Origin of the sequence: Pseudomonas halotolerans (genome assembly GCF_039581215.1) — a bacterium.
Lineage (GTDB): Bacteria > Pseudomonadota > Gammaproteobacteria > Pseudomonadales > Pseudomonadaceae > Aquipseudomonas > Aquipseudomonas tehranensis.
Genome location: NZ_JBCNTJ010000006.1, coordinates 187,474 through 210,106, shown reverse-complemented (window position 1 = coordinate 210,106; position 22,633 = coordinate 187,474). Strand labels below are relative to the sequence as shown.

General features: G+C 61.5%; 19 protein-coding genes. 16 read left to right on the top strand and 3 right to left on the bottom strand.

The genetic code is table 11. From position 1 onward, the window contains the following. Positions 1–31: 31 nt before the first annotated feature. The 14 genes from AAIS01_RS11015 (at position 32) to AAIS01_RS10950 (ending at position 14,050) form a co-directional block, all read left to right on the top strand. Positions 32–1,450 carry an FAD-dependent oxidoreductase gene (locus tag AAIS01_RS11015; protein WP_343468988.1) on the top strand — a complete coding sequence of 473 codons (1,419 nt, stop codon included), beginning with the start codon at positions 32–34 and terminating at the stop codon, positions 1,448–1,450. A 279-nt stretch (positions 1,451–1,729) separates the two neighbouring features. Beyond that, complete coding sequence (hemE, locus tag AAIS01_RS11010; protein WP_343468987.1) at positions 1,730–2,797, top strand: uroporphyrinogen decarboxylase; 1,068 nt, start codon at positions 1,730–1,732, stop codon at positions 2,795–2,797. Positions 2,798–3,124: 327 nt separating this feature from the next. Beyond that, on the top strand, positions 3,125–4,591 hold the full coding sequence (gbpA, locus tag AAIS01_RS11005; RefSeq protein ID WP_343468986.1) for an N-acetylglucosamine-binding protein GbpA: 1,467 nt from the start codon (positions 3,125–3,127) through the stop codon (positions 4,589–4,591). A 78-nt stretch (positions 4,592–4,669) separates the two neighbouring features. Continuing rightward, the gene (locus tag AAIS01_RS11000) at positions 4,670–5,197 is read left to right on the top strand and encodes a type II secretion system protein N (RefSeq protein WP_343468985.1); all 528 of its coding nucleotides are present in this window, start codon (positions 4,670–4,672) and stop codon (positions 5,195–5,197) included. A gap of 8 nt (positions 5,198–5,205) precedes the next feature. Then, positions 5,206–7,134 carry a type II secretion system secretin GspD gene (gene gspD / locus AAIS01_RS10995; RefSeq protein ID WP_343468984.1) on the top strand — a complete coding sequence of 643 codons (1,929 nt, stop codon included), beginning with the start codon at positions 5,206–5,208 and terminating at the stop codon, positions 7,132–7,134. A 5-nt stretch (positions 7,135–7,139) separates the two neighbouring features. Beyond that, the gene (gene gspE / locus AAIS01_RS10990) at positions 7,140–8,603 is read left to right on the top strand and encodes a type II secretion system ATPase GspE (protein WP_343469048.1); all 1,464 of its coding nucleotides are present in this window, start codon (positions 7,140–7,142) and stop codon (positions 8,601–8,603) included. Between the two features lie 4 nt (positions 8,604–8,607). Next, a complete protein-coding gene (gene gspF, locus AAIS01_RS10985; protein ID WP_343468983.1) occupies positions 8,608–9,816 on the top strand; it encodes a type II secretion system inner membrane protein GspF in 1,209 nt (402 codons plus the stop codon). A gap of 3 nt (positions 9,817–9,819) precedes the next feature. Beyond that, positions 9,820–10,275 (top strand): type II secretion system major pseudopilin GspG, encoded by a 456-nt coding sequence (gene gspG, locus AAIS01_RS10980; protein WP_343468982.1) that lies wholly within the window; start codon positions 9,820–9,822, stop codon positions 10,273–10,275. Positions 10,276–10,277: 2 nt separating this feature from the next. After that, the gene (gene gspH / locus AAIS01_RS10975) at positions 10,278–10,745 is read left to right on the top strand and encodes a type II secretion system minor pseudopilin GspH (protein WP_343468981.1); all 468 of its coding nucleotides are present in this window, start codon (positions 10,278–10,280) and stop codon (positions 10,743–10,745) included. Beyond that, positions 10,738–11,124: a type II secretion system minor pseudopilin GspI gene (gene gspI, locus AAIS01_RS10970; protein WP_343468979.1), complete on the top strand. Its 387-nt coding sequence runs from the start codon at positions 10,738–10,740 to the stop codon at positions 11,122–11,124. Before gspH ends, gspI begins: the two co-directional genes overlap by 8 nt. Next, entirely contained in the window at positions 11,117–11,650 is a 534-nt protein-coding gene (locus AAIS01_RS10965) for a type II secretion system protein GspJ (RefSeq protein WP_343468978.1), read from the top strand. The genes gspI and AAIS01_RS10965 overlap by 8 nt, the downstream gene beginning before the upstream one ends. Next, positions 11,647–12,492, top strand: coding sequence for a type II secretion system protein GspK (locus tag AAIS01_RS10960; RefSeq protein ID WP_343468977.1), 846 nt, complete (start codon positions 11,647–11,649; stop codon positions 12,490–12,492). The genes AAIS01_RS10965 and AAIS01_RS10960 overlap by 4 nt, the downstream gene beginning before the upstream one ends. Further along, positions 12,492–13,595, top strand: coding sequence for a type II secretion system protein GspL (gspL, locus tag AAIS01_RS10955; protein ID WP_343468976.1), 1,104 nt, complete (start codon positions 12,492–12,494; stop codon positions 13,593–13,595). Before AAIS01_RS10960 ends, gspL begins: the two co-directional genes overlap by 1 nt. Beyond that, the gene (locus AAIS01_RS10950; RefSeq protein ID WP_343468975.1) at positions 13,595–14,050 is read left to right on the top strand and encodes a type II secretion system protein M; all 456 of its coding nucleotides are present in this window, start codon (positions 13,595–13,597) and stop codon (positions 14,048–14,050) included. Before gspL ends, AAIS01_RS10950 begins: the two co-directional genes overlap by 1 nt. Positions 14,051–14,157: 107 nt before the next feature. Here the strand turns inward: AAIS01_RS10950 and AAIS01_RS10945 are convergent, their stop codons facing one another. Continuing rightward, complete coding sequence (locus AAIS01_RS10945; protein WP_343468974.1) at positions 14,158–15,426, bottom strand: MFS transporter; 1,269 nt, start codon at positions 15,424–15,426, stop codon at positions 14,158–14,160. Between the two features lie 118 nt (positions 15,427–15,544). On the opposite strand from AAIS01_RS10945, the gene AAIS01_RS10940 reads away from it, so the two are divergent. Then, positions 15,545–16,438, top strand: coding sequence for a LysR family transcriptional regulator (locus AAIS01_RS10940; protein ID WP_343468973.1), 894 nt, complete (start codon positions 15,545–15,547; stop codon positions 16,436–16,438). 32 nt (positions 16,439–16,470) lie between these two features. On the opposite strand, the gene AAIS01_RS10935 is transcribed toward AAIS01_RS10940, so the two are convergent. Together AAIS01_RS10935 and AAIS01_RS10930 are read right to left on the bottom strand one after the other, a co-directional pair. Further along, positions 16,471–20,559, bottom strand: a complete 4,089-nt coding sequence (locus AAIS01_RS10935) for a dermonecrotic toxin domain-containing protein (RefSeq protein WP_343468972.1) — start codon at positions 20,557–20,559, stop codon at positions 16,471–16,473. Between the two features lie 139 nt (positions 20,560–20,698). Next, positions 20,699–21,676, bottom strand: coding sequence for an alpha/beta fold hydrolase (locus tag AAIS01_RS10930; protein ID WP_343468971.1), 978 nt, complete (start codon positions 21,674–21,676; stop codon positions 20,699–20,701). 390 nt (positions 21,677–22,066) lie between these two features. On the opposite strand from AAIS01_RS10930, the gene AAIS01_RS10925 reads away from it, so the two are divergent. Beyond that, positions 22,067–22,585: a hypothetical protein gene (locus AAIS01_RS10925; protein ID WP_343468970.1), complete on the top strand. Its 519-nt coding sequence runs from the start codon at positions 22,067–22,069 to the stop codon at positions 22,583–22,585. Positions 22,586–22,633: the final 48 nt, after the last annotated feature.

Here is a 22,633-nt window from a genome sequence, read left to right as displayed (position 1 = left end):
TGCGCCTGAAGAGTTTGATGAGGTTTTAACAATGGCTGAACGTCTGAGTAACGACTTCCAGTTCATCGATGTCGGGCGCAAGGATCCGAAGAAGAAACTGTTGCGTCAACGCAAGAAAGAGTTCGTGGAAATCTACGAGCCTTTCAAACCCCAGCAGTCGGCCGATCAGGCCCACCGCTGCCTGGGTTGTGGTAACCCGTACTGCGAATGGAAGTGCCCGGTGCACAACTTCATTCCCAACTGGCTGAAGCTGGTGGCCGAGGGCAACATCCTCCAGGCTGCCGAGTTGTCCCACCAGACCAACACCCTGCCGGAAGTCTGCGGCCGGGTGTGCCCACAGGATCGCCTGTGTGAAGGTGCATGCACCCTCAACGACGGTTTTGGTGCGGTGACCATCGGTTCGGTGGAGAAATACATCACCGACACCGCGTTCGCCATGGGCTGGCGCCCGGACATGTCCAAGGTCAAGCCGACCGGCAAGCGCGTGGCGATCATTGGTGCGGGCCCGGCGGGCCTGGGTTGCGCCGATGTGCTGGTGCGCGGTGGCGTGGCCCCGGTGGTGTTCGACAAGAACCCGGAAATCGGTGGCCTGCTGACCTTCGGCATCCCCGAGTTCAAGCTGGAAAAGACCGTGCTGAGCAATCGTCGCGAAGTCTTCACCGGCATGGGCATCGAGTTTCGCTTGAACACCGAAGTGGGCAAGGACGTGACCATGGAGCAACTGCTCGAAGAGTACGATGCCGTATTCATGGGCATGGGCACCTACACCTACATGAAGGGCGGCTTTGCCGGCGAAGACCTGCCGGGCGTCTACGACGCGCTGGACTTCCTGATCGCCAACGTCAACCGCAACCTGGGCTTTGAAAAGTCGCCGGAAGATTTCGTCGACATGAAAGGCAAGAAGGTCGTGGTGCTCGGCGGCGGTGACACGGCGATGGACTGTAACCGCACTTCGATTCGCCAGGGCGCCAAGTCGGTGACCTGCGCCTACCGTCGTGACGAAGCGAACATGCCCGGCTCGCGCAAAGAAGTGAAGAACGCCAAGGAAGAGGGCGTGAAGTTCCTCTACAACCGCCAGCCGATCGCCATTGTCGGTGAAGACAAGGTCGAGGGCGTGAAGGTGGTCGAGACCCGTCTCGGCGAACCGGACGCCCGCGGTCGTCGCAGCCCCGAGCCGATCCCGGGTTCCGAAGAGATCATCCCGGCCGATGCCGTGGTCATCGCCTTCGGCTTCCGCCCAAGCCCGGCGCCATGGTTCGAACAGTTCAGCATCCAGACCGACAGCCAGGGCCGCGTTGTGGCTCCGGAACAAGGCCAGTACAAGCACCAGACCAGCAACCCGAAGATCTTCGCCGGCGGCGACATGGTCCGGGGTTCCGATCTGGTGGTGACGGCCATCTTTGAAGGCCGCAATGCGGCGGAAGGGATCTTGGATTACCTGGGGGTCTGATCACTTCCTAACGCTGGAATGTGATCAAAATGTGGGAGCGAGCTTTGTGGGAGCAAAGCTTGCTCGCGATTCAGGCGCCTCGGTACCCAAGAGACCGCAGTGTTTTCATCGCGGGCAAGCCTTGCTCCCACAAAAATGGCTCCCACAGTTGTTTTGTAGTGTCGGGGAGGCTGTGCTGCACCGCGACAAATTGCCCCGATAGATAAAAGGCACGGCTCTTGCCGTGCCTTTTGCGTCGCGCTCTGAGAAAATGCCCGCACTTTTTTTCCGGATGCCGACATGACTGCCCTGAAGAACGACCGTTTCCTCCGCGCCCTGCTCAAGCAACCCGTAGACGTCACCCCCGTGTGGATGATGCGTCAGGCCGGTCGCTACCTGCCGGAATACCGCGCCAGTCGGGCCAAGGCCGGTGACTTCATGAGCCTGTGCATGAATCCCCAGTTCGCCTGCGAAGTCACGATGCAGCCGTTGGATCGCTACCCGCAACTGGACGCGGCGATTCTGTTTTCCGACATCCTCACCATTCCCGATGCCATGGGCCAGGGCCTGTACTTCGAGACCGGCGAAGGTCCGCGCTTCAAGAAAGTCGTCAGCACCCTGGCCGACATCGAGGCCCTGCCGATTCCCGATCCGCAGAAGGACCTGGGCTATGTCATGGACGCGGTCAGCACCATCCGCCGAGAACTCAACGGTCGCGTGCCGCTGATCGGTTTCTCTGGCAGCCCCTGGACCCTGGCTACCTACATGGTCGAAGGCGGCTCGTCGAAAGATTTCCGCAAGACCAAGGCGATGCTCTACGACAACCCGCAAGCCATGCACCTGTTGCTGGACAAGCTGGCGCAGTCGGTCACTTCCTACCTCAACGGCCAGATCCTGGCCGGTGCGCAAGCGGTACAGATCTTCGACACCTGGGGCGGCAACCTCTCGGCGGCGGCGTACCAGGAGTTCTCCCTGGCCTACATGCGCAAGATTGTCAGCGGCCTGATCCGCGAACATGAAGGTCGTAAAGTCCCGGTGATCCTGTTCACCAAGAACGGCGGCCTGTGGCTGGAAAGTATCGCCGATGCCGGTGCCGACGCTTTGGGCCTGGACTGGACCTGCGACATTGGCAACGCCCGCGAGCGTGTTGGCAGCAAAGTCGCGCTGCAAGGCAACATGGACCCGACCGTGCTTTACGCCAAGCCCGAGGCCATCCGCGCCGAAGTCGGGCGTATCCTCGCCAGCTATGGCAAGGGCAGCGGTCATGTGTTCAACCTCGGCCATGGCATTACGCCGGAAGTCGATCCGGAACACGCCGGTGCTTTCCTGCGGGCCGTCCATGAGTTGTCGGCGCAATACCACATCTAACCGCACCCTGGTAACCCAGCCTGTCCGGACTTGCGCCGGGCAGGCTTTTTAATGCCTGTTATTTATCTACCCAGCGTGGGGAAGTGCAGCATCTTTAGAGGTCTGTACTTGTTGTTTATTAATAACCTTTGCATGTAAGAAGTTTTCCATTAAATGTAGGAAGAAGTTAATTCAGAGATAGTTCCTTCTGTTTTGAGGGATTTTCCCTACATAGAGCAATTTTAACTTTCTATAAGGTTTCGCGCTTGTCGGGTCAGCGCTACACGGTGCTGCGCACCTGATGACGGTGGTACGTCTTTCAATCTCGATGAAGAGTTCGGAACTTATATGAAAAACAACTTCAGCAAGAACGGTGTGATAACGGGGTGCGCTTCGTCATTAGTTCTGTTATCGGCCATGGTGGCGTCCTCAGGCGTATTGGCCCATGGTTACCTCGAGGTGCCGCCTTCGCGTGCATTACTGTGCCAGCGAGGCGAAAACAAAAACTGCGGCGGCGCTCAATACGAACCACAAAGTACGGGTGAAACTTTCAAAGGCTTTCCCAATGGCGCGGGTGGCGCACCCCTGCAAGGCCCCGTCGACGGCAAAATCGCCAGTGGTGGGAGCGCCCTGTTTTCTGCCCTGGATGCCCAGTCGGCCACGCGCTGGCAACTGACTGAAATCAGGGATCGCAACATTGCCTTCCAGTGGCGGTACAGCGCCACACACCCGGCGACCAAACATGAATACTTCATCACCCGTGACGGGTGGAATCCAAACGAGACGCTGAAGCGGGCGTCATTCGACAGCACGCCGTTCTGTACGGTAGACGGTGCCAATCAAATGCCGGAATCCGGTGCCCGGCACGAATGTGTCATTCCCGACAGCAAGACCGGTCATCACGTGATTTTGGCGGTATGGACAGTCGCTGATACCGATAATGCGTTCTACGACCCGGCGGACGTGAACATCCTCGCCGAAGCTGCATTGCCGGGTGGCTGGTCGCCGGTGGGCAGCATCGCGCCTTCGACCCCCTTGTTGGCGGGTGACAAGGTCAAGGCGCGGGCATTTGCCGCTACCGGCGAAAATACCGAATACAGCGTAGAGGTCAGCGTCGACAGCGTTGAAGAGGGCAGGCCTGAGGCCTGGTCGTTCAAACTGGCCGAAGCCATCAACAACGCTCATACCCTGGTTCGTGCCGGCATTCGCGACGAGCAGGGCGGCATTACCCCGGTCAAAGGCACCAACAACCTGTACGCCCAGAAAGAAAGCGGTGTGAGCCGTTACGAAGTGCAACTGGACATGCGTGAGGACCCCGGCGCCAGCATGACGATTTCTTCCTTGCAGCCAGAGTATGTCCTCAACAAGGGGCGGGTCAGCCTGGCGTTCGCCGCGCTGACAAACCGCAGGATGAATCTTGAAGCCACCCTGTTCGACGAGAAGAACAAACCGGTCGGTGTGGTGAGCCAGACCGTGGGTGCAGGCGATAGCACGCTGACCATGGACGTACGCAGCGCACCGGGTGCTCATACCCTGACGTTGGTGGGCAGCACCGAGGACGGGCGGACCACGCGCCAGGATACCCGCAGCGTCACCTTGACTGGTGAAGGGGCGGACATCGAGTACGACTTCGTATTCCCTGAAGGCATCAGTGGCTATGCCGCCGGTACGAAGGTACTGCAACCCAAGACTGATGAAGTCTTCCAGTGCAAGCCATTTCCCGAGTCCGGCTATTGCAAGCAATACAGCCCCTCGGCGAACGGTTTTGAACCGGGCGTCGGTGCTCAATGGCAGATGGCCTGGGACCCACTGTAAGTCATATCGGGCAGGGTTTCAGGCCGTCCTCCTGGGTTGCCTGAACCCCTCAAATGGGATTGTTCGGTGAGCAGACAAATGAGTGTTTCTTTCGGGACTGACGAGGGTCTGTCCAAGGCATTCCTTGTGCTGGTGCCCCTTGTATACGGTTTTTTTCTGACAGCGCAGGAATGGCATTTTCGCCAGGCACTGGTGCTGGCGGAGCCAATAGCCGTGGCACCCGCGGTCGTTCAGGTCGCTGAGCCGCCCAACGTTCAAGCCGTGGCGACCGTGCTCGGCCTGACCGCTGGAGACGCGCTGTTGCCCAGCGCCGAACCGGTCACGTTGCAGGCCAGCTTCGTGACCGGCGAAGGCTTGTCACGGGCGTTGCTGGCCGATGCCGCGGGGCCGCGTATTTACCAGGTGGGTGAACGTCTGCCTGGCGGAAGCGTGTTGCGGCGGGTCGAGGCCAGTCATGTGGTTTTGTGGCGCAGCGGGCGGGAAGAACGAGTGGCCTTGCAACGCACGGCGGAACATTTTCTGCGCCGACTCGATCCTGCCACTGCTGACCAGCCCAGGCCTCATTCCTCGCAATACCTGCGCCCGCTTGCCGGGCTATCAGAGTGATCGGATTCATGAACAGTTTTGCCCGGTACCGTGCGTTGCGCGCCCTGTTTTGCCTCACGCTGCTTTCCCCATCGGTGCCTTTGGGCGCGCTGCGGGCCGAGGAGGTCCAGTGGCAGTTGGCGATGAACAATGCGGAACTGCGGGACGTGGTCGAGGAAATTTCCGTCATCCTCGGCAAGACCGTGGTGCTCGACCCCAGGGTGTCAGGGCGCATTACCGTCATGTCGCGCCAGGCGCTGGATCGCGAGGGGGTGCGTCGGCTGTTCTATTCGGTGCTCGATGCGCACAACTTCACCGTGATCGACGAAGGCGAACGGATTCTGATCACCCCGATCGCTGATGCCAGAACACGCGCCGGGACCGGCGATGTAAAAAGCGCCACGCCGTCGCAGTTCGTCACTCAGGTCATCGAATTGCAATCGAGCATTGCCGCTGATGTCGCCGGGCTGGTCCGCCCTCTGGTGTCGAGCAACGGATACATCGGCCCTTCGGTATCGTCCAACGCGCTGGTGGTGACCGACACGGTCGCCAATGTACAGCGCATCGTCCGGGTCGTGCGCCAGTTGGACTCGGGACGCAACGGTAATCATGTGGTGGTGGCGTTGCGTCATGCCCAGGCCGGGGATATCGCGTCGGTCATGCAAGCCTCCGGCGGCAAGCGCGGAGTCGATGCCACGGGCTTGGTGATTGCCGATGCCCGGAGCAATCGGCTGGTGATCATCGGCGCACCGGCGGTGCGTCAGCGTCTGGTCGATCTGGCCCGAACCCTGGATGTCCAGGCGGTCGCCTCCCAGGACAACGCCCGGGTCATCCGCCTGCGTCACAGCGATGCCAAACAACTGGCGCAGGTGCTGGAGGCTGTCGGGCAGGATAGAAAAACTACGCCGGCACTGGGCGGCTCGCGGGAAGGTGCCTCGGTCAGCCCGTTCATGATCAAGGCTGACGAAAGCCAGAATGCCCTGGTGTTGATCGCCGAACCGGCCCAGGTACGTACCGTCGAAAACATTGTCCGAGAACTCGATCAACCCCGCGCCCAGGTGCTTATTCACGCGGCCATCGTTGAAATTACCGGGGACATTTCCCAAGCGGTGGGGGTGCAGTGGGGCCTTGATACCGGCAGCGCGGCTGGGTTCATCAATTTTCCGGGAACCAACATCCCGATCGTAGGTGAGATGAACGCCAAAGCGCCCGAACGCGAGCCGGAAGGCGCGGTCCTGCGGTTGGGGAGCGATCGCTTCAGCGCGCTCATATCGGCGCTGGAGAGCAATACCCGCAGCAACCTGCTTTCCACCCCCAGCCTGCTGACTCTGGATAACCAGGAGGCGGAAATCATCGTCGGCCAGAACGTCCCGTTCAAGACCGGCTCCTACGCCACCAACGGCAGCGGTGCGGACAATCCATTCACCACCGTCGAGCGCAAGGACGTCGGCATCAGCCTCAAGATCAAGCCCTACATCAACGAAGGCTCCATCCTGCGCCTTGAAGTCCATCAGGAAGTCTCGGATATAGCACCCTCTGTCTCCGGTGTGGATTCCTCGGACCTGATCACCAACAAACGCGCCTTGAAGAGCACGATCCTGGCGGACGATGGCGAGATCATCGTGATCGGTGGCCTGATTCGCGACAGTGTCCGTACCCAGGAAAGCGGCGTGCCGCTGTTGCGCAGCATTCCGTACCTGGGCGCGCTGTTTCGCTGGACCCGCGACACCCAGACCAAAAGCAACCTGATGGTGTTCCTGCGCCCGACCATCGTGCGCAGCAAGGAAGGCCTGGCCGATGTGAGCCGTCAGCGCTACGACGCGCTAAGGGAACTGAGCAAACCCGGCTCGCGGAAAAATAATTCGCTGTTGCTGCCCCGCGACGCTCGCGAGTTGTTCGAACCGTCCGCAGACGCGCCGCTGGCAGAGCCGCGCCAACCGAAACGGGGTGCTTTGTGAGTGATCTGCAGGCCCCGTTGCCCTTCGGTTTCGCCAGGCGCCTGGGCGTGCTGCTGGAAGGCGAGGGCCCGACCTTGCACCTGGTGATGCGCCGCGACACGCCGTTGACCGCGCTGGCCGAGGTATGGCGCTGGTGTGGTCGGCAGTTGCCGATCCAGGTGCTGGAGCCGGCGCAGTTCGCCACGCGCCTGGCATGCGTTTACCGCCAGGGCCAGAGCGCCGCCGAGCAGGTTGCCCAAGGGCTGGACGAGGAGCTGGACCTGCTCAGCCTGGCCGATCAAGTGCCGCAGACCACCGACTTGCTGGAACAGCAGGGCGATGCGCCGATTATCCGGTTGATCAATGCCCTGCTCAGCGAAGCGGTCCGCGAACACGCTTCGGATGTGCATCTGGAAACGTTCGAGCAGTACCTGTCGGTGCGCATGCGCATCGACGGCCAGTTACAGGAAATGCTGCGTCCGCGCCGGGAGCTGGCGAGCCTGTTGGTGTCGCGGATCAAGGTCATGGCGCGCCTGGACATCGCCGAAAAACGTGTGCCCCAGGACGGGCGCATGGCGTTGCGGCTGGCCGGGCATGAAGTGGATGTGCGGGTCTCGACGCTGCCTTCGGCCCATGGCGAGCGAGTGGTGTTGCGTCTGCTCGACAAGCAGGCCGGGCGCCTGGACCTGACGCGCCTGGGCCTGCCTGATGACACCCTGGCAAACTTGCGTCGGTTGCTTGGCAAACCCCATGGCATCGTGCTGGTGACCGGTCCCACAGGCTCGGGGAAAACCACCAGCCTGTACGCGGCGCTGAGCAGCATCAACGATCAGAGCCGAAACATCCTCACCGTCGAGGACCCGATTGAATATCACTTGCCGGGCGTCGGCCAGATGCCGGTCAATCCGAAAGTCGACATGACCTTTGCTCGTGGCTTGCGGGCGATATTGCGCCAGGACCCGGATGTGGTGATGGTGGGCGAGATCCGCGATCGCGAGACCGCCGAAATCGCAGTGCAGGCGTCCCTGACCGGCCATCTGGTGCTCTCGACCCTGCACACCAACACCGCGGTGGGCGCGGTTACGCGACTGAGGGACATGGGCCTGGACGCCTATCTGCTGGCCTCGTCCCTGGCGGGCATTGTCGCCCAACGCTTGTTGCGCACCTTGTGTCCGTCCTGCAAGACGCCCTATGTGGCCGACGCTGCAACCTGTCGGCGCCTGGGGCTTGAAGCCGACGCTGCGCCACGGTTGTTCAAGGCCCGGGGCTGCGATCAATGCCAGAAAGGTTATCGCGGGCGCATAGGCATTTATGAACTGGTGAGTGTCAGCCCCGCGTTGTCACAACTGATTCACCAGGGCGCCCCTGAGCAGGCGCTGGCCCTTGAGGCGCGCAAAACCTCCCGCAGCCTGTTTCAGGATGGCTGCCAGCGGGTTCAGGACGGCCTGACCAGCGTCGATGAACTGCTGCGCATCACCCAGGAGGGTTAGCCCCATGCCGCTCTTCGACTATCGAGCAGAAGATGCCCGGGGCCGGCGCTGCAAAGGCCGCGTGGAAGCCGACAACCCCCGTCATGCCCGTCAGTTGCTGCGCGAGCGTGGCTTGCTGCCCAGCGAACTGCACGAAGCGAGGGTGCAACGAGCCCTGGGCACCCGGCACGCCGGAGGGCGTTTGAGCCCGGCGGATCTGGCGTTGCTGACGTTGCAACTGTCCACCTTGATTCAGGCCGGTCTGCCCCTCGACGAGGCCCTCGGCGCCGTCGCCCAACAAAGCCAGAAGCGGCGCGTTGCCAACCTGTTGGCGGCGGTACGCGGTCGTGTGATGGAAGGTCACGCCCTGGCCACGGCGCTGGCGGCGTTTCCCCAGGCGTTTCCTGAACTGTTCTGCGCCACGGTTGCCGCCGGCGAACAGTCCGGCCACTTGGGCCTGGTGCTGGAGCAGTTGGCGGCCTACACCCAGGCACGCCAGGCATCGCGCCAGCGCATTCAATTGGCTTTGGTGTATCCATTGATTCTGATGCTGGCCTGCGTCGCGATTGTCGCTTTCCTGTTGGGTTACGTGGTGCCGGATGTGGTGAAGATATTCGTCGACAGCGGCCAATCGTTGCCCTGGTTGACCGAGGCGCTGATCGTCCTGAGTGACGGATTGCGTCGCTCTGGCTTGTTGCTGCTCGGGCTGCTGGTCGGGTTGCTCGGGTTGTGGCGCTGGAGCCTGCGCCAACCTGCGTGGCGCCTGCGCTGGCATCGTCTGTTGCTCAAGCTGCCTGTGTTCGGCGAGGTGCTGCGAGCGATGGAAGCGGCCCGATTCGCCAGCACCCTGGCGATCCTGAGCAAAAGTGCCGTGCCGCTGGTGGATGCCCTGGGCATTGCCGCGCAGGTCATTGGCAACTTGACGATCCGCGCCCGCATGGCCGACGTCGCCCGTTCGGTCCGCGAGGGCGGGACCCTGACCCGGGGGCTGGAGCGGGGGGGGGATATCCCGCCCTTGATGCTGCACATGATCGCCAGCGGCGAACGGGCCGGCGAACTCGACAGCATGCTGGCCCGGGCCGCCGAACAACAGGAGGCCAGCCTCGCGGCGCGCATCGCGCTGGTGGTGAGCCTTTTCGAACCGGTCATGCTGGTGCTGATGGGCGGCGTCGTGCTGCTGATCGTCATGGCCATCCTGCTTCCGATCCTTGGCCTCAACCAATTGGTGAATTGACCCATGACACTTCAAAACAACCGACCTGCACGCCCTCAACGCGGTTTTACCCTGATCGAAATCATGGTGGTGGTGGTCATCATTGGCGTGCTGGGTGCCATTGTGGTGCCACAGTTCATGAGCCGGCCTGATCAAGCCAAGATCACGGCTGCACGGACCGATATCCAGGCGATCGCCACGGCCCTGGAAATGTACCGTCTCGACAACTTTCAATACCCATCGACCCAGCAAGGCCTGGAGGCGCTGAGCGAACGTCCGTCCGGCACGCCTGCGGCCAGGCACTGGAACCCCCAGGGTTATCTGAGAAGCCTGCCGGTCGATCCCTGGGGTACGCCCTACCAGTACCTCAATCCGGGGCACAAATCCGTCGATGGCAGCTATGACTTGTACTCGCTGGGCGCCGATGGCGTGCCGGGCGGTGACGGGTTCGCCGCCGACATTGGCAATTGGGCCGAGTGACCATGCAGCGTCGTTGCCGGGGCTTCACCTTGCTGGAACTGATGGTCGTTATCGTCTTGATCGGCGTCCTGGCGGGCATGGTCCGCTTCGCCACGGGGCCGAGCCCGGCGCGTGAGGCGCGGCAGCAGGCCCGGGACTTCGTCGCGCTGGTGCAGCAGTTGCGCGAGCGGGCGGTGTTGGACGGGCAGGAATACGGTGTGCGCGTGCAGCCCGGCGGTTATCAGGTGTGGCGACTCCAAGCCCAGGACTGGACGGCGGTGTCGGCGCTGCATCGATTGCCCGAGGGCCTGACGCTTGGCTTGGAGCAGGACGGCCACGCCCTGCGCCTCGATGGGGTCCAAGGCCCACCGCAGTTGTTGATGCTCAGCAGTGACGAGATCAGCCCGTTCAGGCTGCTCATCAACGTCGCTGGACAGACGATTGCCGGAATATCGAGCGACGGCCTGGCGGAGCCGCTGATCGATGAGTAACGCGCACAGGCAGGCTGTCGGTTGTCAGGGTTTCACGCTGTTGGAAGTCATGATCGCCCTGGCGATTTTCGCGACGATGGCGGCGGCCGTGCTCTCGGCCAGCCAATTCGTGCTCAAACAGAGCGCGGGGCTCGAGGACCGTCTGTTCGGTGCCTGGCTGGCGGACAATCAGTTGAGCGAACTGCGCCTGCAGGCCGTCACGCCCCCCGGACAACAGCGACTGAGCCGGCACCTGGACCGCCGCGATTGGGTCTTGCAACAGCGGATCGCCCCGGTCCGTGAGGGGCGGCTGCTGCAGGTCGAGATCCAGGTCAGCCGCAGCGACAGCGTCACCGTCGTGCACCGTACCACCGGGTGGATCGGCCGCCGTCATGAATAGGCAGTCGGGTTTCACCTTGTTGGAGCTGGTCATCGCCATCGCAATTTTTGCCTTGCTCGGCCTGGCCAGTTGGCGGTTGTTCGATGGGGTCGTGCGGACCCAGCAGGGCGTCGGTCAGCATGAGCGCGAGATCAGGGCCTTGCAGCGCGCTGTCGGCGTGATTGAACGGGATGTGTGGCAGGCAGTGGTCGATTCGCTCGTGCTCGCGCCCGGGCATTTGCAGTTGCAGCGCAGCCATTGGCGCAACCCACTGGACCAGCCTCGCAGTGAACGGCAAACGGTGAGCTATCGACTCAAAGGCGGCGCGTTATGGCGCGAGAGTGTCGGCGAAGGCACTACGCTCATGCAGCGGCAGAAATTGCTCGACGACGTCCACAGCCTGAGCTGGCGCGTGTTCGACCGACAACGGGGGTGGCACCGCGAAACCTTGAGCGGCACCGCGCCGCTGGCGTTGGAGTTGATCGTCTCAGCGGGGCGTTTCAAACAAATCCGTCGGGTGCTGTTGTTGCCGGAGGCGTTGCCATGACGCGACAAAGCGGGGTGGCGCTGATCAGCGTGCTGCTGGTGCTGAGCCTGGCCTTGCTGCTGGTCGCTGGCCTGTTGCGCAGTCATCGCCTGTTGTTGCACAGCAGCGCGCAGCAACTGCAACAGGTCCAGTTGCGGCAATTGGGATTGGCTGGGGAAGACTGGGCGCGGGGGGTGTTGGAAAGCAGTGGGATAACGCCGTCCGGGCCCGTTGACCTGAGCCAGGACTGGGCCCGGCTTGAGCCCGTATTGGAGGTGGGCGCCGCCGAGCTGCACATCGGTATCGAGGATTTGTCCGGGCGCCTGAATCTCAATGGGTTGCTGGCCCTGGGTCAGATCGATCAGGTCACCCTTGGTCGCTGGACGCGCTTGTTGGCCCTGCTGGACCTGCCGCCGCTGTCGTTGCCCCAGGTCGGGCCGGTGCAGGAGTTGAGTCAACTGCGCCTGTTGCCGGGCATCGACGGCCCGACACTGCGGCGCCTGGAACCGTGGGTGGTGTTGCTGCCCAAGGACGCGCGGCTGAACATCAACACTGCCTCGCAGCGCGTGTTGATGACCCTCGATGGCATGAAAGCCGGGCCCGCCAAGGCGCTGGTCAACCAGCGTCGCCACGCGCCCTACGCCAGCGTGCAGGCGTTTACCAACGATCCGTTGCTGTCCGCAGCGGACCTCAACAGCCATGGCCTGGGGGTGGGCAGTCGCTGGTTTCGAATCACCGTGAGCGTGATCCATGCCGACAGCCGTCTGCGCCTGGCCTCGGATATCGAGCGTGATTCCGTCAGCGGGCGGTGGACGGTTCGTCAGCGACGCTTCTTACCCTTCAGCCCCAGTGAGCTTCCTTGATGAAAACCTGGCTTTACCTGACCGCCGAGGGCCTGGCCGCGCCTTGCGCCAACTGGCCGTGCTGTGTGTGGTCGCCCACCGGCGAGCGGCGTCGCCTGCCTTTGCACGAGGCGGCGGGCGAGTTGAGCGGACGGGCTGTCGATGTGCTGTTGCCGATGGAAATGTGTAGCTGGTTGCGCAGCGATCCGTGGCCCTCTCGACGCCAGCCCCGGCCCCAGGCCCTGGCATTCGCCATCGAAGAGCAACTGAGTGAAAACCTGGAGGCGCTGCACATCAGCGTCGGCCCGCGGGACCGTCAGCACCGCTATCCGCTGATGGTGACGGACCGTGCCCGGTTCCAAGCGCTGTTGGTGCTGCTCGCCGAGCAAGGCATCGATACGCGGGCGGTGCATGTCGACGCCGACCTGCTTGCCGATGACCAGATATTGGGCGTGCGCTGGTTCGGGCGTTGGTTGTTAGGTGGAGGGTTGCCTGCGCGGGTGGCGTTATCGGCACGGGCCCTGGCAGCGCTCAAGTCCGGCCTGCCCGAGGACATCCACTGGCTGGACGAAGAGCGTGATTGCCTGGGTATCGATGAATGGCTGCTGAACGCGGGTGGACGTCCCATCGATCTGTTGCAAGGTGAGTTTCGACGACGTCGAAGCCCGTTGCCATGGCGTGGTGCTTCGGCTACGGCACTGGGCATGTTGGTGCTCACCTGGGCCTTCAGCGACGCCCGCGTACGTTTTCTTGAAAGCGAAACACGGTTTTTGTATGCCCAAAGTGAGCAGCGGTTCAGGTCGCTGTATCCCGGGCAGGAGCGGATCGTCGACCTGGCCGCACAGTTCCAGGCATTACAGAGTCGGCGTGGGCAAAGCCACGACACTCAGGTCGCGCGTCTGGCCCGTCTGACCGAGCAGGTGATTGGCGCCAGCAACGTCGAGGTGCAGCGCATCGATTTTCGCGCAGGCGAAGGCTGGAAAATCCAGCTGACGGCGAACAGTTTTGTCGAACTGGAGCAGTTGCGTGAACGCGGGCAGCAAAACGGGTTACCCGTCACCCTGGGCAGCGCCAGCAAGCAGAACAATCGCGTGCAGGCCATCCTCACGCTGGAGAACAGTTGATGAGCGTCAATGGATGGCGGGTCTTGAAACAGACCTGGGAAAGTCTGTCACGCCGAGAACAAGGGCTGTTGCTGGGGCTTGCCGGGTTGTTGTCGGTGGCGCTGGCTTACACCGCGATTTGGCAACCGACCCGGCAACGGTTAGAGGTTGCCGAACGACAGCATCGCCAACAGGCCGAATTGCACGCCCGTATCCAGCGCGCCGAACCCACCCGGGATACGACTGCCGCCCCCCGGCCCTTGTCGGTGCGCGTCAATGAAAGTGCGACAGCGGTGGGCTTGGACATGACGGAAATGGAGGTCGACGGCGACTCGTTGCGACTCGCCGTCAGAGGTGATGCGAATGCGTTGCTCCATTGGTTGGATCAACAAGAGCGGGAGGGCGCGGTGCTGCGGTCGCTGACGCTGGAAGTGGAGAATGGTGTGTTGGTCGCGAGAGTGGTTTTGCGCCAATGACTCGGCTGCGCCCTGTAGGAGCTGCCGGAGGCTGCGATCTTTTGATCTTTCGCTTGGGATTCAAACGTCAGGGGTAAAGATCGCAGCCTCGCTTCGCTCGTCAGCGCCTACCTATTCCCAGGCAGCAACGGCAATTTCGCCAGCCTCACCGCTACCCACAACGCAATCACCAGCAAGCCACCGATGAACAGGCCGACCCCGTTCCAACCGCCCAGGTGCCAGGCCACACCGCCGGCTGTCCCCGCAACGCTGGATCCGGCGTAGTAGCTGAACAGATAAAGCGACGACGCCTGGCCCTTGGCCTTGAGGGCGCGGCGGCCGATCCAGCTGCTGGCAACCGAATGGGCGCCGAAGAAGCCGAAGGTGGACACCAGCATGCCCAGGATCACCAGCCATAGCGGCGTGGCCATAGTCAGCGCGAGGCCAGCCAGCATCAGCGCGATGGTCGCCCAGAGCATTTTACGGCGCCCGAGTTTGTCGGCCAGGGCACCGACTTTTGCCGAGCTGTAGATGCCCGACAGGTACACCACCGACAGCAATCCGACGAAGGCCTGGTCCAGATGATAGGGCTCGGCCAGCAGGCGGTAGCCGATGTAGTTGAACAGCGTCACGAACGCGCCCATCAGCAAGAAGGCTTCGAGAAACAACAGCGGCAACCCTGCGTCGCGAAAGTGCATAGTGAAACCGTCCAGCAGGCTGCGCGGGTGCAGCGAACGGGGGCGGAAATTGCGTGACTCGGGAAGCATCCTCCAGAACACCGCCGCCGCGATCAGCGCCAGGCCACCGATCACCAGCATCACGGTGTGCCAGCTCACGAAATCAATCAACACCCCGGCGATCAAACGGCCGCTCATACCGCCGATGGCATTGCCCGCAATGTACAAACCCATCGCCAGGCCGATGTGCCTTGGATGGATTTCTTCACCCAGGTAGGTCATCGCGACCGCCGCCACGCCGCTCAACGACAGCCCGACCAAGGCGCGCAGCACCAGTACACCTTGCCAGGTGGGCATCAGCGCACTGGCAATGGTGCACAGTGCCGCGGCGACCAGCGCTGAGACCATCAAAGACTTGCGGCCGATGCGATCAGAAATCGGGCCTGTGATCAACAAACCGATGGCGAGCAGGCCGGTCGCCACCGACAGGATCAGGCTGCTCTGCGCGGCGTTGATGGAAAACTCTGCGGACAGCAGGGGCATCATCGGCTGCACGCAATACAACAGGGCGAAGGTCGCAAAACCGCCACAGAACAACGCCATCACCGTACGCCTGAACAGCGGGGTGCCTTTTTCGATGTAGATGTCGTTCCGTTCGGCGGCAACATCATCGGCGGGAGGCGGGATTTCATGGGCCATAGGAGCGGCGGCAGTTTTCACGGTGGACCTCAAGGGGCACGGCCAGGCAGGCAATGAAAAAAGAATATAGCCGGTTAATGTTTCTATCCAATATATTGTTCGACCTGTTTGAGACGTTTTACGACCTAATGGGCTGTCCATGGAATTACGTCACCTGCGTTACTTCATTGCCGTGGCCGAAGAACTGCACTTTGGCCGAGCCGCACTGGCGCTGGGCATCTCCCAGCCGCCCTTGAGCCAGCAGATCCAGGCGCTGGAACAGGAAATCGGCGCGCGGCTGTTCGAGCGCACCAATCGTCGCGTCGAACTGAGCGAAGCCGGACGTTTGTTTCTCGAAGAGGCTCGACAGGTGCTGGCCCAGGTCGACAAGGCCGCCGATGTCGCTCGCCGCGCACAGTTGGGCGAACTGGGCGAGCTGAAAATCGGCTTCACGTCATCGGCGCCTTTCAACTCCACCATCCCCCAGGCGATCTTCTCGTTCCGTCAGCGCTTCCCCGCGGTGCACCTGAACCTGCGGGAAATGAGCAGTACCCAAGTGGCTGACGCCCTGGTGGACGAGGCCATCGAGGTGGGCATCATGCGACCCTTGCCGCTGCCCGACTCTTTGCAGGAGATCGAATTGAGCCGCGAGCCGCTGGTGGCAGTGCTCAGTTCCAAGCATCCACTGGCCCAGGACAGCGAAGGGGGTCTGTTCCTCTCTGCACTGGCCCAGGAACCGTTCGTGTTCTTCCCCCGCAGCTACGGCAGCGGCCTGTACGCGCAACTCCTGACGCTGGCCCGCGACGCCGGCTTCAGCCCCCACTTCGCCCAAGAGGCCGGTGAGGCCATGACCATCATCGGCCTGGTGGCGGCCGGGGTCGGGGTGTCGGTCCTGCCGGCCTCCTACCAGCGCATGCGTATTGACGGCGTGGTCTATCGACCGCTGCTCGACCCGGCGGCGGTCTCGGCCGTATGGCTGGTGCAGCGCAAGGATCAGTGCTCGCCGATGGCGAGGGCGTTTGTGGAGTTGTTGACGCAGGGCACTTGCGGTTAAATCCCCAGCCACTCGACCTCGATTCGATCGGTCTATCCTTCCCAGACCGCCGCGGGCCTATTGCCGTGGTAATCATAAAAACCCTGGAGTATCCAGGTGTCGCCCTGGCGTTCGAACGCGGCGCGCCATGCGCCTTTGCCACCGCCGGGGGACAGTTGGGCCATGGTGTACCAGTAATACCGATAGATTCGCTTGGTGGTTATCCTGCCGGCGCGGATATCTGCCAGAATTTCCCTGACCTTGGCTTCAGCCTCCTTGGGAAAGCTGGCGTATGACATCTGTGTTTCGGCCAATGCGCTGATGCGGGTCTGGAATTTATCCGGTACAGGCTCCGGGGCGGGTAAAACCATGGGGGCGGTGGGTGGGGGTGTCCCTGTCACTTTGTTGGACTTGGCCTGTGTAACGATTTCGATATCGAATGGTTCATAGTTTGCGAGCGAACTGGTGAAGTTTGTAATGTCTTCGCCGGTGAGCAGCATGGTGTTTCGCTTTGCCACGCCTTTGTTGACAATGAGATAAGGCACTCGATTGTTCCTTATTTCCGTCAACAGGCCAGGCTTGTGCAGACGCTGCTTCTCTTCCCGAAGCGCAGTGATCATCTCGTTGTAATAATCCTCTGACGCCATGTAGTTTCCTCGGGCGGTCTGCTCTTGCGGCCTGTCCCCCGGATATAGCGCGTGGGCTTTGGCATTCAATTTGGCTTCTACGGTGTTCAACATGGCCCGGGTGTCTTTGGATATCTTATCCATGGCCACTCTTTTCCTGCCTTGATGGGGCGTGAGGGTCATGAAGACCGCGCCGGTAAGGTTGTCCGTGATAAGGGTGGTGTGTACCTGGATTCGATCTTCGATAAAGAACACGTTTTTGTGTGAAAAGATCGTGTCATATATTTTTATTTTTTGTGTTTCGCTCAGTTCGACGTCAGGCACGTTGGCTTCGATGTCCTTACAGCTAAGGGTCACGATTCGCCATGTGTTCATCTTGTCCAGCAGAGCATCGTGAAAGACCTGATGCCGAGACAGATTGCCCCGGCCCTGGGTCAGGTCTCTTATTTTCGTGAGGTAGGCGTTGATGTCGAGCGCGCCTATATCGGCCATGCTTTCGTCCAGGATGCGTTCGAGCAGCGCGTCGGGCATGGAGTGGAAAATTTCCCTTGCCGTGGTGAGTGCTTCGAGGGTGGGGTAGCGATTGTTGACCAGCACCCCTTCCACCAATGCATCGAAAGTTCGCTCTCGCGGCGTCTGCGGGGCTCGTCTGAACAAGCTCTGGAGCGCGCCGCCTCCGCGTAAGCGCTTGGGCTCTTCAACGCGCCAACGATCATTTTCCCAAGTGACGGTCCGTTGGTTCGAGCGGTTGTTGGGCGCGTAGATGATCTGCTCGCCTGCCTGGACCGCGGTCTTGTAATAGCCGTTCCCCAGCATCAGGTAGCCTTGCCCACTTGCATCCCTGTACCGGTGGCGGCCCTCGTGTATCAATCCGTGGCCGTCGAACCCTTTGAGCAGGTACGGTTCCAGCTCCGGGGCCGTCATAGGGGGGAGCGTCGATAGCGTCGGGCGTGCCTGTCTGCGACGGCGTCCGGCGCGGGCCATGATCAAGTCCTGCCCAGCCTCGGCGATGACCTCCCCCAGCCCGCCGATAAAATCAAGGGTCCACTGCCGCAGGCTGCCGTTCTCATCGTCTATCGCCGAGACCGCGGCACCGCCGGTCATGGTCGGCAGGATCGCTCGTCCTAGCAGGCCGCCCAGCCGGCCTGCCGGGAACATCGACATCGCGCCCGTCAGCAGCATGACGGCGCTGCGACGTCCCTCCTGCGCGCAGGCGCTGTCGCGCTCGGCATGGGTCACCGTTAACATGTCCACCGCCTTGATCCCATGGGCGATTTGGGTCTCATGCAGCGCTTTGAACAAGTCCCCCTCCACCATGGGCGAAGCGATGGTCTTCGCGAAATCATCCTGTGCCCTGTCCTTGGCCCACGCGAAGACAGACTGTGTGACTTTCTTGATTTTTTCCTCGAGCGTCAGGTCCTCCGAGGTCGGTACCATGCTGGCAAGTTGCTCGGCCTGTTCGAGCAGCGGCAGGTGCGAAATGAGCCAACGGGTCATCTGTGACGTGGCAGTGAGTGTTTGCGCCAAGGTTATTTCCAACGCCCGCGCGCTTGGCGCATCCACGTCCCTGAACGTCTTGCCGTCGGGGGCGCCTGGTGTGTACAGCGTCAACGACGGGCGGCTCGCCGTGGCCTTCACCCCAAACGCCAGCAATTCCTTCAGCACGCTGTCGCCCCATTGCAGTTGGCGGACCACCACCTCGTGCCCGTTGACCTTGTCGCGCGCCGCCGCAGTCGGGCCGTCCAGTGCCGCCAGCACCAGCTTCAAGCCGGTATTGTCCCGGTCGTGCCTCAAGTCTCCCGAAATATGCGCGGCCCACACTTGGGCGCGCATCTGTTGCGCTTTCAGGGCCATCCACTGCGCCTGTTGTTCCCGGGCCACGCGTTGCAGCTCGGCCTGAAGTCGGACGCCGATGTTCGCCCTTTCAATGACTTCCACAATTTGCGCGAAGCTCAGCGGCCCTTCCACGGTTGGGTGAGGGGCATTGCGTTCGTCCTGGGTCAGGTTGGACATCGCCCACTGCGTCAGGGTGCGACGGTCATCGACGACTCCCCTCACGCTGCCTTGTGAGACCCCGGAGCCAAACGGCGAGCTACCCGTCGGCGCATGGGGATCGACCACGGTTCTTCTGATGCTCAGGGACACGTCATCAGGGTCGACCGGCGGGTATTTCGCCTTGATGACATCGGCGAGCAACTGACGAGTCCGGTCCCGAAGGGCGTCCTCGGTGGCCAGCGTCACCGGGTCCGGCGGCGGGGGCAGATCCGTCAGGGTTTTGTGCAGGGCCCGCGTCGCCGCCCACCACGCCAGGCGATCACTGGCGGTGACGTGTGGGTTGCCATGCAACCAGTCATCGAGTCTCTTGAGGTTCAGCCGTAGCTCGCGTTCGTCCATGGCGCTCGCCAGGTCCAGCGTGTGGCCGATGTCCGCCGCCACGTCGATCCTGTTCATCCAGGCGGTGATTTCTTCCGACGCCGCCGGACCTTCCAGCACGGCAGTGCCCACGGCGATTTTTTGCGCCGCCCGCAGTTGCGTGACCAGGCGTGCGAGGAAGTGCTCGGTGACAGGCGCGGTGTCGACTTTGTCCCCAGGGTTGCCGTCTTGCACCAGGCCGGCTTTGAGTGCTGCCAGCGTGTCGTATAGTTGCAACGGCTGGCCGGGACGGTACAGCACGGCGGCCCCCGGATCGCTGGCGTTGTCATATCGCGACAAGGCCACGGCGCCCGACACCGGTACGCTGAAGCTCCATCGGCGGGGTGTGATCTCCAGGCTGAAGACCCCGGGCCGGATCCGCTCCGCCAACTGTGCGCGAGACGCCGCGTCCGGTGCCGACAACGCATAGTCGGTCAGCGCCCGGTGCATTTGCGGGCTCAATGTCGTGTCCAGCCTATGCAGATCGGCCTGGGCCTTGAGTTGCCTGGCGAGTTCATCCGCCAGCCAGTCGCCGACGTTGCGGTCCTGGCTGAAGTCGGCCGGCCTGTTCCAGAACTCATCCAGTGCACGGGTGAGCAGTCGTTCATAAAGCGCCGGCGTGGTGCTGATCAGCCGCTTGATTTCAGTTTTCACGGCGCGCTCGTTCAGGGCGTCGGGCGCTGCGGTGGTGTTGTCCTGGCGGGTGACAATCTCGATGTTGTCCAGGTCTCGGAAGAACGCGCGTGGGTCGATCCTGCCGGCGACGACTTGCAGCAAAAGCGTTTCGAGGAAGAGGGTGTCCGTTACCGTCTTATGGGTTGTCGGGTCATCGGCTGTGCGCTGCGCAGGCGGGACGGTCTCTTCTCGCAGCGTGCGCACGGACAGCTCGTGCACGGTCATGCTGCCCGCCAAGGCAGGGAAGGTTCTCCTGAACCAATAATCCAGGTGTTGCCTCAGCACATCGGAAGGCCGTGGGATGGCGTCGTTCAGGCGGATCATGTGTTGCTGCGACGCCTTGAGCTGGTTGATCAGCGGGGCATCCGGTACCACGGCGCTGTCGGCCGGCGGTAGCTCATAAGACGTTGTTAAGGGGGGGTGTTCCACTGCTTTCTTCCTGGAGGAGTGTTGGCAGCACAACCTATTCAAGAAAAAGTTTGGGGGGGTGGTATATAGCTATTGCACGCAGGGAAGAAAGGTAGGGTAAGAACGGTCAATGAATGCCTATGACGCGGGCGCACTCGGGTCATTTAGTGATTGTGAGGAATGCCAGAATCGCCTCGCGGGTCGCCTGCGTTTGTTCCTCCAGCACCCAGTGCCCGGTATCGACCAATATCAATGAGTGCGGTTGCGTCGCAATGTGCAGGGCCTGTTCGGCCAAGGTCTTCCCTCTCGAGTGATCCCCGCCGATGGTGAGCAGTGGAGCAGTCAGTTTGTTCTTGGAAAATTCCAGGTTGTCGTTCGCGTCATGTTCTACCCAGGCTGAATAGAGCTTGAAGGCCGCTTCCATACGTCCAGGCCGGGAGTAGTCTTGCACCAGCGCCTGTCGCACCTCGTGACTGACTTTATCGTTGCCCGCGAATACGAAGTCATCGAAGAACATGTTCAGGTAGGTTTCCTCTTGTCCTTGAATCAGACTGAGGGCCACTTTGCCGAAGAAACGAAAGTGCCATTTACTGGCAATGCCGGCTGCGGGGTCCCCGTTATAGGCAACCTCCCACCCGGAAATGCCCGGAATAAATCCATCCATCAACACAACGTGCCCGGTTTCAGCCGGATAAAGCGCCCCGTAGGCGTAAGCAATGATCAAACCCATGTCATGGCCAATGATATCGACCTGCTCGATGTTCAAGAGGGTGACCAGTTCGTGCAGATCATGCGCCATACTTTTTTTGTCGTAGCCATCGACTGAAGTATCCGTTTCGCCAGCGCCGCGATAATCAGGAACGATTGGGGTAAAACCAGCCCGCATTAATGCGCCCATCAAGGGCTCCCAGTTACGCCAACTGCCCGGGAAACCATGCACCAGCAGAACCGGTTGTTTGCCATCACCGCCCATGAGGTAGTGCAGGCGAATACCGTTCACGGATGCATAGGCATGTGTAAATGTCGTGCCATCGACAACGACGCTGTTTTGTTCCGCTGAAGGCGATGTGGCGTGGTGCTTGAGGGGCATGGCTGCTCGGCCCGACCAGGCTATTGTGTTCATCAATTCCTTATCCATGCTGGGGAACCAGATTATTTTTATGAGATGCGAGTTGCAGCTCATAAGACCGGGAAGTTTTACCGAGCGTTGATCTGGAATACGTCTGGAAGCCTGAGGCTATCCCGAGCGCCTTCGCTACTGTCAGAGCTGACAGTTCCGACAAGCGGGAAAAAGCGCTGCTTCGATTGGGGTCGGCAGAGGAGGGGGAAAACAGGGTGGAACTTGCGTCGCTACTGTAGGAAAACGCGCACTTCCAGTTACGACACTTCCTATTCGCTCCAGATACCACTGCGCTGGGGTTGCGACTCACCAGCGCTGCAACGTCTTATTCATCACTCTGATCGTCCGGCTCAGTGCTCCCCCGGCGGAAGGGGCGCAGCCTGAAGCCCATGAATAAGGCCCCTGGAAATGCACTCATCTTTGGATGCCCCCTACACCAACGAAATCTCCCGTGATTCTCTCCGTCATCTGGATGACTTGTACTTGGAGCAACGCGACCTGGAGGGTTACGGCGAGGAGGTCGCAGCATTCGTGAATCGACAAAAAGCATTCGTCGAAGCGCATCCGCCAATCGCTATTTACCGAGTGGCCACCGAGGGGAGCCAGACGCGTAACGGCGGAACGATCCAGCAAGTGTCATCGTCGTTGACGTTCACCTTGGACAATGGTTGGAAAGTACGCGCCGCGCAGAAAGGCGACCAGGTGGTGTATGCCGATGGCAGCACGGCGCGGATCGTAACCGCCGCCGGGGAGGCCAATAGCAACATCGCACTGGTCGGCAGCCGCTTGAGTAATGGCGACGAGATCATCAATACGCTTCAGCGACGATTCATGATCATCGTGCGTGAGGGCGTGCCGATGGCGGAGGATTTTTTGCCTGCTCTCAGGTTGGCGCAGGTTCATCGCTTGCACTCGCCAAGACTGTAATTGATCAATGGAGGCAGGGAAAACTGAATCAGAGGAAACGGTGAGCTA